Origin of the sequence: Aeromicrobium sp. REDSEA-S32_B7 (assembly GCF_001626145.1) — a bacterium.
Lineage (GTDB): Bacteria > Actinomycetota > Actinomycetes > Propionibacteriales > Nocardioidaceae > Aeromicrobium > Aeromicrobium erythreum.
Genome location: NZ_LUNF01000292.1, coordinates 1 through 11,420, shown reverse-complemented (window position 1 = coordinate 11,420; position 11,420 = coordinate 1). Strand labels below are relative to the sequence as shown.

General features: G+C 71.4%; 12 protein-coding genes. 3 read left to right on the top strand and 9 right to left on the bottom strand.

The window, feature by feature from the left end:
- Positions 1-183: 183 nt before the first annotated feature.
- On the top strand, positions 184-1,203 hold the full coding sequence (locus A6Q79_RS17140; RefSeq protein WP_067857556.1) for a zinc-dependent alcohol dehydrogenase family protein: 1,020 nt from the start codon (positions 184-186) through the stop codon (positions 1,201-1,203).
- Positions 1,204-1,249: 46 nt separating this feature from the next.
- On the opposite strand, the gene A6Q79_RS17135 is transcribed toward A6Q79_RS17140, so the two are convergent.
- The 3 genes from A6Q79_RS17135 to A6Q79_RS17125 all read right to left on the bottom strand — a co-directional run bounded on the left by A6Q79_RS17135 (position 1,250) and on the right by A6Q79_RS17125 (position 4,358).
- Positions 1,250-1,705 carry a MarR family winged helix-turn-helix transcriptional regulator gene (locus tag A6Q79_RS17135; RefSeq protein WP_067857559.1) on the bottom strand — a complete coding sequence of 152 codons (456 nt, stop codon included), beginning with the start codon at positions 1,703-1,705 and terminating at the stop codon, positions 1,250-1,252.
- 107 nt (positions 1,706-1,812) lie between these two features.
- Positions 1,813-3,036 (bottom strand): acyl-CoA dehydrogenase family protein, encoded by a 1,224-nt coding sequence (locus tag A6Q79_RS17130; RefSeq protein WP_286690799.1) that lies wholly within the window; start codon positions 3,034-3,036, stop codon positions 1,813-1,815.
- A 14-nt stretch (positions 3,037-3,050) separates the two neighbouring features.
- On the bottom strand, positions 3,051-4,358 hold the full coding sequence (locus A6Q79_RS17125; protein WP_236749703.1) for an acyl-CoA dehydrogenase family protein: 1,308 nt from the start codon (positions 4,356-4,358) through the stop codon (positions 3,051-3,053).
- Positions 4,359-4,535: 177 nt separating this feature from the next.
- Here A6Q79_RS17125 and def point away from each other — a divergent pair, with 177 nt between their 5' ends.
- Positions 4,536-5,132, top strand: a complete 597-nt coding sequence (gene def / locus A6Q79_RS17120) for a peptide deformylase (protein ID WP_286690798.1) — start codon at positions 4,536-4,538, stop codon at positions 5,130-5,132.
- Positions 5,133-5,167: 35 nt separating this feature from the next.
- Here the strand turns inward: def and A6Q79_RS17115 are convergent, their stop codons facing one another.
- From A6Q79_RS17115 to A6Q79_RS17090, 6 genes are all read right to left on the bottom strand, one after another.
- Positions 5,168-5,965 (bottom strand): RNA methyltransferase, encoded by a 798-nt coding sequence (locus A6Q79_RS17115; RefSeq protein WP_286690797.1) that lies wholly within the window; start codon positions 5,963-5,965, stop codon positions 5,168-5,170.
- Positions 5,966-6,132: 167 nt separating this feature from the next.
- Complete coding sequence (locus A6Q79_RS17110; RefSeq protein WP_286690796.1) at positions 6,133-6,855, bottom strand: lytic murein transglycosylase; 723 nt, start codon at positions 6,853-6,855, stop codon at positions 6,133-6,135.
- Between the two features lies 1 nt (position 6,856).
- Positions 6,857-7,717: a phosphate ABC transporter ATP-binding protein gene (locus A6Q79_RS17105; RefSeq protein ID WP_286690795.1), complete on the bottom strand. Its 861-nt coding sequence runs from the start codon at positions 7,715-7,717 to the stop codon at positions 6,857-6,859.
- A 68-nt stretch (positions 7,718-7,785) separates the two neighbouring features.
- Entirely contained in the window at positions 7,786-9,657 is a 1,872-nt protein-coding gene (locus A6Q79_RS17100; RefSeq protein ID WP_286690794.1) for an Ig-like domain repeat protein, read from the bottom strand.
- 148 nt (positions 9,658-9,805) lie between these two features.
- A complete protein-coding gene (locus A6Q79_RS17095) occupies positions 9,806-10,738 on the bottom strand; it encodes a sortase (RefSeq protein ID WP_286690793.1) in 933 nt (310 codons plus the stop codon).
- Complete coding sequence (locus tag A6Q79_RS17090; RefSeq protein WP_317698842.1) at positions 10,735-10,932, bottom strand: hypothetical protein; 198 nt, start codon at positions 10,930-10,932, stop codon at positions 10,735-10,737. Before A6Q79_RS17090 ends, A6Q79_RS17095 begins: the two co-directional genes overlap by 4 nt.
- A gap of 15 nt (positions 10,933-10,947) precedes the next feature.
- On the opposite strand from A6Q79_RS17090, the gene A6Q79_RS17085 reads away from it, so the two are divergent.
- Positions 10,948-11,420, top strand: a 473-nt coding sequence (locus tag A6Q79_RS17085; RefSeq protein ID WP_317698841.1) for an IMP dehydrogenase, incomplete at its 3' end; no start/stop codon positions are given.

The window sequence follows — 11,420 nt, the reverse complement described above, 5'->3', positions numbered from 1 at the left end:
GCCCGAGAACCCGAGCCGCCGCGCCCGCCAGCCGCCCGGTCGAGGCCCTTTCGGGGACCACACCCAGCGCGAGCCGCGGCAGCGCACCAGCAAGGTCACGACCGCCCAGACCGACGCACCCGAAGGACGCACGACGCGCGACGGCCAGCAGCAGGCCCACCCCCGCACTGGTAGGAAGGACGTATGCGTGCGACCGTCCTCCACAGCCCTGGCGACATCCGTCTCGACACCGTGCCCGACGCGGTCGTGCAGGACGACACCGACGCGGTGGTCCGCGTCGTGGCTGCCTGCGTGTGTGGCAGCGACCTCTGGCCCTACCGCGGTGCGAACGGCGACCAGCCGGAGCCGCGTCGTATCGGGCACGAGTTCGTCGGCGTGGTCGAGCAGGTGGGCTCGGCGGTGGCCGACGTGGCCGTGGGCGAGTTCGTCATCGCCCCGTTCCTGTACAGCGACAACACCTGCGCGGTCTGCCGCAAGGGTGTGCAGACCTCGTGCGTCAACGGCGGCGGCTACGACGGCGCCCAGGCCGAGCTCGTCCGCGTGCCGTTCGCCGACGGCACCCTGGTGCGCGTGCCCCAGCCGGTCGACGACGCGCTCGTCCCCCACCTGCTGACGCTCAGCGACGTGTTCCCGACCGGTCACCATGCCGCCGTCTCCGCCCGCGTAGGTCCGGGCTCGACCGTGGCGGTCGTCGGCGACGGCGCCGTCGGCCTCAGCGCGGTGCTCGCCGCGAAGCGTCTTGGCGCGGAGACGGTCGTGGCGATGTCGCGCCACGAGCCCCGCCAGGAGCTTGCGCGGCGCTTCGGCGCAGACCACGTCGTCGCGACCCGGGGCAAGGAGGGTGCCGCGGAGGTCAAGGAGATCCTCGGCGGGATCGGCGCCGACAGCGTCCTGGAGTGCGTGGGCACCAAGGAGTCGATGAAGCAGGCGTTCCAGAGCCTGCGTCCCGGAGGCACCGTCGGCTACGTCGGCGTCCCCCACGGCGTGGAGCTCAACGTGCCGGTCATGTTCGGCACGAACTCCGGCCTCGCCGGCGGTGTCGCGCCGGTGCGCCACTACCTCGACGAGCTCCTGCCCGACGTCGTCTCGGGCGCGATCACCCCGGGCGACGTGTTCGACCTGCAGCTCGGCCTCGACGACGTCGCCGAGGCCTACCGCGCCATGGACGAGCGGCGCGCGGTCAAGGTGCTCCTGCGACCCTGAGGACTGCGGCTCGCCCGGCGCTCACCCAGTGCCGAAGGCGTCGTGCTCACTCAGTGCCGAAGGCGTCGTTGAGTCGCGCCAGCAGCTGCGCGAACGTGCGCAGCTCGGTGGGCTCCCAGTCCTCGATCACGCGGGCGAGGGCGGCGTGGGAGTCCTCGCGGTAGGCGTCGACACGACGCACGGCCTCGGCGCTGGCCCGCAGCACGTGCGCGCGACCGTCCTCCGGGTGCGGGGTCCGGTCGACGAGCCCGGCGTCCTCCAGCATGCGGACCGCACGGCTGACGGTCGACTTGTGGACGTGCAGGGAGTCGGCGAGGTCCGACGCGCGCACGCCACCGCTCGACGTCGTCGCGTCGACGATGGCCAGGAGCAGCACGAACGTGCTGTAGTCGAGGTCGTCGTGGATGGTCGCGAGGTTACGCAACGACCGAGCCCTGACCTGGCGGACGAGCCGCGTCAGCTGGTAGTCGACGTCGAAGTCCGGCGGCAGCTGCCCAGTCATGTCGACATCCTAGGGGTACGCCCCACACCGCACCGACGACGCGGGCAGGCCCCGCCACCCTGGGGGTGACGGGGCCTGCACGGTGCTGCGGTCGGGGGCGTCGGTCCTCAGCGCAGCTGCGCCGACGACAGGTTCAGCAGGCGACGCGCGACGATCAGCTGCTGGATCTGCTGGGTGCCCTCGAAGATGTCGAGGATCTTGGAGTCGCGCGACCACTTCTCGAGCAGCTCGCCCTCGCTGTAGCCGAGGCTGCCGGCCAGCTCGACGCACCGCAGGGTGATGTCGTTGCCGGCGCGGCCGGCCTTGGCCTTCGACATCGACGCCTCCATGGAGTTGGGCTTGCGGTTGTCCGCCAGCCACGCCGCCTCGAGGGTCAGCAGCAGCGCTGCCTCGTAGTCGGCCTCCATCTGCAGGTAGGTCGCCGCCGCGTACGACTGCGACGTCGCGGGACGGTCGTAGTCGATGACGACGCCGGCGTCCTCGAGCAGCTCACGCGTGAGCTCGAGCGCCGCGCGGGCGCAGCCCACGGCCATGCCGGGCACGAGCGGGCGGGTGTTGTCGAAGGTCGCCATGGCGCCGGCGAAGCCCTGCTTGGTGTCGATCTCCTCGTTGCCGAGGATGTTCTCCGCCGGCACGCGGCAGTTGTCGAGCACGATCACGGCCGTGTCGGAGGCGCGGATGCCGAGCTTGTGCTCGAGCCGCTCGACCCGGATGCCCGGCAGCGACTTCGGCACCACGAAGCTCTTGATGGCCGCACGGCCGAGCTTCGGGTCGAGCGTCGCCCAGACCACGACGGAGTCGGCACGCTCGCCGGACGTCACGTAGATCTTCTCGCCGTTGAGCACGTACTCGTCGCCGTCCTTGACGGCGGTCGTGCGGATGGCAGCGGAGTCGGAGCCGCAGCCGGGCTCGGTGATCGCCATGGCGGCCCACGTGCCCTTGAACTTCTCCAGCTGCTCGTCGGTGGCCACCGACGCGATGGCGGAGTTGCCCAGGCCCTGGCGCGGCATCGAGAGCAGCAGGCCGACGTCGCCCCAGCACATCTCGATGATCGAGAGCACGGAGGAGAGGTTGGTGCCGTTCTTGACCTTGCCCTTGTCCTTCTCCGAGGCGTCCTCGCTGCGGCGGACGCCGGCGGCACCGGCGCCCTGTCCGGCGCCGGAGTCGCCCATGCCGTCGATCAACGAGGCGAGGAGGTCGAGCTCCTTGGGGTAGGCGTGCTCGGCGAGGTCGTACTTGCGGGAGTTCGCGCGCAGGAAGTTGTCAGCGACCTCGTGGGCCTGCTGGATGAACCCGCGGAACTTCTTGGGGGTGTCGAGGTTGATCGTCATCTTCGTGTCCGTCCTCAGACGAGGACTGCTCCTTCCAGGACGCCGACGGCCCGCAGGTCGCGGTACCACCGTTCCACCGGGTGCTCCTTGACGAAGCCGTGGCCACCGAGCAGCTGGACGCCGTCGGTGCCGATCTTCATGCCGTACTCGGCCGCGAGCTTGCGGGCGAGGGCGATCTCGCGGGACGCGTCGCGACCCTGCTCGTGCCGCGACGCAGCCTTGAGGGTGACCAGGCGCATGCCCTCGAGCTCGATCGCGATGTTGGCGACCATGAACGCGACCGCCTGGCGGTGGGCGATCGGCTCGCCGAACGCCTCGCGGGTCTTGACGTACTCCTTGGTGTAGTCGAGCACGGCGCGACCCGTGCCGACCGCGAGCGCCGACCACGCCAGGCGCGACAGCCGCACGCACTCGCGGTAGTCGTCGGCGGTGCCCAGCAGCGCAGTCTCCGGGACGACGGCGCCGTCGAGGCTCAGCTTGGTGAGCCCGGCGGCACGCAGACCCATGGACGGGTCGGCGGCCAGGGTCAGGCCGGGCGTGCTCGACTCGACGACGAACAGGCGCGGGGTGCCGTCGAGCGCCGCGGCGACGACGAACAGCTCGGCCTCCGTGCCGCGCACGACGGCGGACTTGACGCCGGTGAGGCGGTAGCCGCCCTCCGTCGCGGTGGCGGTGGTCTGCAGCTCGAACGGGTCGAACAGCGGTCGCGACTCGGCCACGGCGAGCGCCGCGGCGGGCACGTCGTCACCGGTGAACGCCGGCAGGTAGGTCTGCTGCTGCTCGTCGGTGCCCCAGAGCGAGATGGCGGTGGCGACGGACGCCGGCGCGAGGCAGGCGACGGCCTGGCCCATGTCGCCGTAGGCGAGCGCCTCGTTGACCAGGACGCCGGTGACCACGGAGCGCTCCTCGGACAGACCACCGAGCGACTCGGGGACGTTCAGCAGCGTCAGGCCGAACTCGCTGGTCTGGTCGAGCACCTCCTTGGAGGTGTCGTCGGCCTTCTCGGCGGCCTCGGCGCCGGGGCGCAGCACCTCGTCGGCGAACTCGCCGATGACGTCGACCATCATCTGCTGGTCCTCGGTCGGGGTGAGGTCGAACAGGCCGCTGTCCTGGGTCGCGCCGAGGCGCTGCGGCGTGCCCGAGCCCTTGACGCGCTTGAAGGTGCGGTTGGCGTTGGCCGCGAGCTGGAAGCCGGACTTGGCTCCCTGGTAGACGGCGCGCTCGGTGGCCTTGCGCAGGCCGAGCTTGTCGATGGCCGGCGAGCTCGCGATGCGGTTCAGCACCGCGAGCCCGATGCCCATGGGGTCTGGTCGGTTCGCCACGGTGTCTCCTTGGCAGGGACGTTGGTGTGATGGGGGTCGGGACGGGTTCCCGCCGGCACCACTGGGGTGCACGACTCCACTGTAACTGTGAGTTGCAGTGACGCGTACCGATGGTATCCGACGTCACAGGGCGGAGTCCACGACTCGGGGCGATTCACCCCGCGATACGTTGGGGCGGTGGCGTCACACCCCAGCTCCCGTCCCCTGCCCGACGGCGGATCGGTCCGTCCCATCACCCGGTGGGGCACCCCCGTCATGCACCACGAGCTCCGCGAGGTGACGTCGTTCGACGAGGAGCTCCAGACCCTCGTCCGCGACATGGTCGCGACGATGTACGCCGCGAACGGCGTGGGCCTGGCGGCCAACCAGGTGGGTGTGGACCTCAAGGTGTTCGTCTTCGACTGCCCCGACGACGACGACGTCCGCGTGACCGGTGTGGTCGTGAACCCGCGGCTCACGCTGCCCGAGGCGGCCGAGCGCAACCTCGACACCGCCGACGAGGGCTGCCTGTCGCTGCCCGGTGCGTTCACCGAGTGCTCGCGCCCCGACGTCGCGAGCGTGACCGGGTTCGACGAGAAGGGCGAGCCGGTCGAGTTCCACGGCACCGGCCTGCTCGCGCGCTGCCTGCAGCACGAGACCGACCACCTCCACGGCACCGTCTTCGGCGACCGCGTGCCGGCGAAGGCGCGCAAGAAGCTCTACAAGAAGCACGAGGAGCTGGCCGACGCCTACCCCGGCGACTGGCCGGTGACCCCGGCCGCGATCGAGGACTGAGCCTGCGTCGTCGCAGCGTCGGCGACCCCACGACGTCAGCGCAGGTGCCAGCAGGCGACGGCGACCGAGGTGGCGACGTTGAGGCTGTCGATGCCCGCCGCCATCGGGATCGTCACGCGCACGTCGCTGCTGCGCTGCCAGTGCTCGGTGAGCCCGGGTCCCTCGGAGCCGACCACGAGCGCGAGCCGCTCGGGCACGTCGTGCACGTCCTCCAGCGACACCGCGTCGTCGGCGAGCGTCATCGCGTACGTGGTGAAGCCGTGGCGGGACAGCAGCGCGGGCGTCCCGTACCAGTCGTCGACGCGGGCGTGCGGCACGGAGAACACCGCACCCATGGCCACCTTGACCGCGCGCCGGTAGAACGGGTCGGCGCAGCGCGGCGACAGCAGGACGGCGTCGAAGCCCAGCGCCGCCGCCACCCGGAAGATGGCGCCGACGTTCGTGTGGTCGACCAGGTCCTCCAGCACGACCACGCGTCGCGCGGCGGCCAGCACGTCGTCGACGTCGGCCGGTGCGGGCCGGCGGACGGCCGAGAGCGCTCCCCGGTGCACGTGGAACCCGGTGACCCGCTCGACGTCCTTCTCCGACATGACGAAGCAGGGCGCGTCGCTCGCGTCGAGGACGTCGCGCAGGCCGTCGAGCCAGCGCGGTGCCATGAGGAACGAGGCGGCCTCGTGACCGGCCTCGTGGGCCCGGCGCACGACCTTCTCGCCCTCGGCCAGGTAGATGCCGTGCTCGCTCTCGTGCGCCAGCCGCATCTGCACGTCGCGCAGGTGCAGGTAGTCGGCGAGACGGGGGTCGTCGAGGTCGTCGACGTGCACGATGCGGGCCACCGGCCCACCCTACGGGCGCCTCAGCATCCTCCCCCACCCCAGCCTCGGCCGCCCGTGGCCACTGATTCCCATCACTTCATGGGAATCCGTCGCTCACCTGCGGATGCTTTCCAGGGTGGGCGGGGGAAGACCGTGGTGAGCTGCTGGTTCCCATCACCGGATGGGAATCAGCCGCCCGAGCGCGCGGCATAGGCGTCGGCGGCGGCGAGGACGCTGCGCACGTAGACGTCGGAGTGGTTGTAGGAGTGCACGGCGGCCGTCCACCCGGCCGGTGTGGTGAGGTCCGCGTCCGAGGCGCAGAGGTAGCGCGCCGCGGTCCAGGCGGCGTCGTCGACGTCGTCGACGTCCGCGACACCGTCGCCGTCGCCGTCGGAGCCCCACTGTCGCCACGTCGAGGCGATGAACTGCAGAGGCCCGCGCGCCCGGTCCCAGGCGCCGTCCTCGCTGATCGCCGCGTAGCCCGACGTGCCGTCGAGCGCGGGACCCTCGACGCTCGTGCGACCGTCCGGCGCCAGCGTGCTCCCGCCGTGAGCCGACTCGACGTGCCCGATGCCGGCGAGCGTCGTCCACCCGAGCCGGCAGCCGGGCAGCTCGGCACCGGCCCGCAGCGTGGCCGACGCGTACGCCTGCAGCGCCCGTGCCGGGACGCCGGTGGCCGTCGCGGTGCTCGCCAACCACGCCGGGTCGGGCTCGTGCGACGTCGTGCTCGTCCCCGCGGACGACGGCGCGGCCGGATCGGCACCGGCGTCGGGCAGCTGTACCGACGCGGCGGCCGGTAAGAGGTCCTGCACGTCGCGCGGGGTCGAGGGCGCGGTGCTCGCCAGGACGGCGGTCACGACGAGCGCAGCTGCCGCCGCCACGACGCCGAGGACCGAGAGCAGACGGGTCACCTCAGCCGAACCGACCGTTCACGTAGTCCGACGTGCGCTGGTCCTGCGGCGACTCGAACATGGTCGCGGTGTCGCCGTGCTCGATGATCACGCCGGGGGTGCCGTACGCGGCGAGGAAGAAGGCGCACTGGTCGGACACACGCGCGGCCTGCTGCATGTTGTGCGTGACGATGACGATCGTCACCTCCTGCGCGAGCTCGAGCATCGTCTCCTCGATCACGCGCGTCGAGGTGGGGTCGAGGGCCGAGCAGGGCTCGTCCATGAGCAGCACGCGCGGCTTGACGGCGAGCGACCGGGCGATGCAGAGGCGCTGCTGCTGGCCGCCGGAGAGTCCGCCGCCCGGTGCGTCGAGACGGTCCTTGACCTCCTTCCAGAGCCCACCCTTGGTGAGGCACTCCTCGACGAGGTCGTCACGGTCGCGCGACGCGACCTTGGTCCCGGTGAGCTTGAGGCCCGCGAGCACGTTCTCCTCGATCGACATCGCCGGGAACGGGTTCGGCTTCTGGAAGACCATGCCGATCGCGCGACGCGCGTCGGTGAGCTTGCGGTCGGGGTCGTAGACGTCGGAGCCGTCGATCTCGACACGGCCGGCGAGCGAGGCGCCCGGCACGAGCTCGTGCATCCGGTTGAGGATGCGCAGGAAGGTCGACTTGCCGCAGCCGGACGGGCCGATGAGCGCCGTGATCCGCCCGGCGGGCATCGTGAGGGAGACCCGGTCGAGCACCTTGCGCGTGCCGAACCACGCGGACACGTCGGTCGCCTCCAGCGTCGCCAGCGACGCCCGGTCCGGGAGCACCGCGGGGATGCTCTGCGTGGCGTCGTCGAGCACCGGGATCGTGGTGGTCTCGTCGGTCAGGGACATGGTCTCTCCTCGGGGGCGGGTGGAACGCGCCGTGGCCGGCTCCCGCAGGAGCCGGCCACGGCGGTCGATCACTTGACGACGGTGTAGGTCGCCACGGCGGACGTGGATCCGCCGTAGTTGCTGCTCGACGGCGCGAAGGTCGCGACGACGCGCTTGGCACCCGTGGTGCTCTGCGCCTTGAGCGTGACGACGGCCTGGCCGTTGACGACCTTGCCGGTGCCGACGACGCTGGAGCCGATCTTCAGGGTGACCGTGCCCGACGCCTTCAGCGTCGAGCCCGTGATGCCGACCGTGACGGTCGCCTTCGTGGCCTTGCGGACCTTGACCTTCGCCGCCGCGAGCTTGAGCGAGGTGCGGGTCGTGGCCTTGGTGACGACGAACTTCACGAGCTTGTAGCCCTCGGCGAAGTCGCTGTCACCGGAGTAGGAGACGGCGCCCCAGTACGTGCCGGCGTCCAGCGAGGCCGGGACGGTGAAGGTCGCGGTGCCGCCCTGCAGGTCGGCCGTCTGCTCGGCGGCGTCGCCGTAGACGAAGGTGACGCTGCCGGTGGCCTTGAGGTCGCTGGTGCCGACGTTCACCGTGACGGTGCGCGCCGCGCCGTAGGCCGACGTGGGCGCGGTGACCTCGATGGCCTTGGAGTACTTCGCGTCCGGGACCGTCACGGTGATCGAGCCGGTCGCCTTGGAGTAGGCCTGCGGGTCGTCGGGCGCGAAGGTCGCCGTGTAGCTGTGCGCACCCTTGGCGACGCCCTCGAGCGCGAGGGTGGCGTTGCCCAGCGTGTCCACGGTGGCGGTGCCGACGGTGGCGTCACCCTCGGTGAACGTCACGGTGCCGGTGGCGGTCGACGGGCCGACCGCGGCCTTCAGCGTGACCTTGCCGCTCGGCGTCGCCTTGCCCGTGAGGGCGACGGTGCTCTGCTGACCACCGGCGGTGAGGAAGTTGGTCGTCGCCGACGTGGTCGTCTGGCCGCAGACGCCGCCCTGGGCCGTGCGCGCCAGCTGGTCGAAGCCGGCGGCCTCGATGAGCGGGCGGGCGGCGTCGGAGCAGACGAAACCGGTCTCGCCGAAGGCGGCGTTGAGGTCGGCGGCCTTCGAGCCGGTGAGGTCGTTGCCGCGGACGACGTTGTAGAGCGCGCGGCGGACGCTGAAGCCGTTCAGCAGGCCGATGCTGGTCGTCGACTTGGCGCGACCGGTCGAGAAGGGCACGACCGCGTCCGGGTCGTCCTTGATCTTCTCGTCGGAGTGCTCCTGCGTCTCCTTGACGTTCGAGCCGAGGGAGACGGGCTTGCCGTCGTTGATGCGGACGAGCTGGGCCTCGAAGAACGAGCGCGTGCCCGAGCCCGACTGGGGGACGTAGGGGTGGATCACGGCGTCCTTGCCGCCGACCTGCGACCAGTTCGTGACGTCGCCCTTGTAGATGGCGAGCACCTGCGCCTCGGTCAGCGACGCGGGGGCGTCGGTGCCGGCCTTGCGCGTGCCGAGCTTCAGACCGTCGACGGCGAAGGGGAAGGCCTTCAGGCCGGCGTCGCGCTCGGTCGTGGAGATCGCGGAGGACGAGCGGGCGAAGTCGACGTTGGCGTCGTTGCTGGAGCCGTACAGCAGCTTCTTGCCGGCGCCCGAGCCGTTCGGGCGGGTGATCGCCGAGGCGCCGCTGCGCAGGGAGATCGTGGAGGGCGAGCCGTCGGCCGCCCACGAGGCGATCTTGACCGTGCGGGAGGCGTTGTAGCCGGCGGCGACGCCGTCCTTGCCCTCCGCGAGGTAGTGCAGCGCGAGCTGGGAGGTGTCGGACCCGACGCCCACCAGGTCGGTGCTGCTCGGCGTGAAGGTGGGGTCGGCGGGGTTGGTGTCGGCCGCCTGGGCCGGTGCGACGGCGCCGAGGGTCGCCATCGAGGTCGCAGCGACGGCGAGGGCCGCGGCGAACCGGGTACGCGTGGAGATCATGCGCGTGGAGTTCCTTGTCGTGAAGGGGGGTGGGCCGTCGGGCGACGTCCCGACGAGCACGCTAGGCGTCGATGGAGGGGGTCCGGACGGTCTGCGGTGAACAGCAGACGTCCATTCGGTGCGACTCGGTGAATGGTCGGTGCACGACTCAGACGAGGTTCGGGATGAGGTGCACGGAGAGGTCCGCGGCGAACCACGCGAGGGCCAGGAACACCGGTGCGAACACCGTCCAGACGAGGGCCGGGCGCAGCCGTCGACGCAGCAGCAGCATGCCCACGAGGGCCACGAGCAGGCCACCGAGCGTCAGGGCGAGCAACGGCAGCACCGACGTGTCGTTCGCCATCGCCAGCTCGGACTGACCGAGGGTGTTCACCCGCTGGCCGCCGGCCGGGAACGGCTTGGACTGCAGGGACGCGTCGACGTAGACCAGCTCGTCCGGTCGGAGCCCGCCGAGGCGGCCGTCGCCGGCCGCGGTGATGAGCGTGAGCCGACCCTGTCCCTGCGCCGGGGGCGCGGGCACGTCGTCGCCGGCACGCCGGACGCCCTCGATCCGGTAGGTGGAGCGCCCCTGCCCGGTCACGACGTCGAGCCGGGTGCCCACGGCCTCGTGCATCATCACGTGGAAGGGTCGTCCGAACGTCCGTGACCGTCCGTAGACGAGCGAGACGCCTGCCTGGCCGGGCAGGACGGTGTCGCGCCGGTGTCCGGGACCGTCGAGCAGGAGACCGGCCGACGTGCCCTCGACCACGACCTGGTCGATGTCGAGGGACGGCAGCGAGAAGAGCGCGACGGGGCGGCCGGGCGCGATGACCCCGCCCGTCGGCGCGGTGCCCGCGGCCAGGTCGGTGCGCAGCTCGTCGTAGAGCCGGTCCTGCGCGCGGGAGTAGGAGAGACCACCGAGCACGAGGGTCTGGAGCAGCACCCAGGCGACGAGCAGCGCCACGACCATGAGTCCGCTGCTCAGGACGAGGTCGCGCTCGGGGACGCGCGAGGTGTCGCGCGCGGCGGCGAGACTGCCCTTCAGGGCGCCACTCCCCCGGCGCTGCCCGGTGAGGCGACCGTTGAGGGGTGCGACGGTCATGAGTCCTCCTTCCCGGCCGCGCGGAGCCTGATCACCGGGCCGGCGATCGCGCAGCCGAGGAGCAGGAGGATCAGCGCGGGCAGGAACCAGGCGCCGAGGGCCGAGTGGACGCCCTGCGTGCTGCCGAGGCTCTTCAGCTCGGCGTCGACGGGCTGCTTGCCGCCCGCCGCCGCGGGGTCAGGCGCCGCCCGCACCAGAAAGTGGCACCCATGGAAATCTTCACCGGCCTGACCTTCGACGATGTGCTGCTGGTGCCAGGCCCGTCGGACATTCTGCCCTCGGACGCCAATCTGTCGACCCGGCTGACCAGCGAGATCAGCCTCAACATTCCGATCCTGTCGTCGGCGATGGACACGGTTACCGAGGCCGACATGGCCATCCTGATGGCGCAGATCGGCGGCATCGGCGTCCTCCACCGCAATCTGACCGTCGAGGAACAGGCCGCCGCGGTGCGCCAGGTGAAGCGCTTTGAAAGCGGGATGATCGTCAATCCCATCACCATCACGCCCGACGCCCCCTTGTCCTATGCCACCGCGCTGATGGCGCAGCACCGTATTTCGGGGATTCCGGTGGTCGAGACCGGCGGCAAGCTGGTCGGCATCCTCACGCACCGCGACGTGCGCTTTGCCGATAATCCGGGCCAGCCGGTGCGCGAATTGATGACCGCGGAGAATCTGGCGAC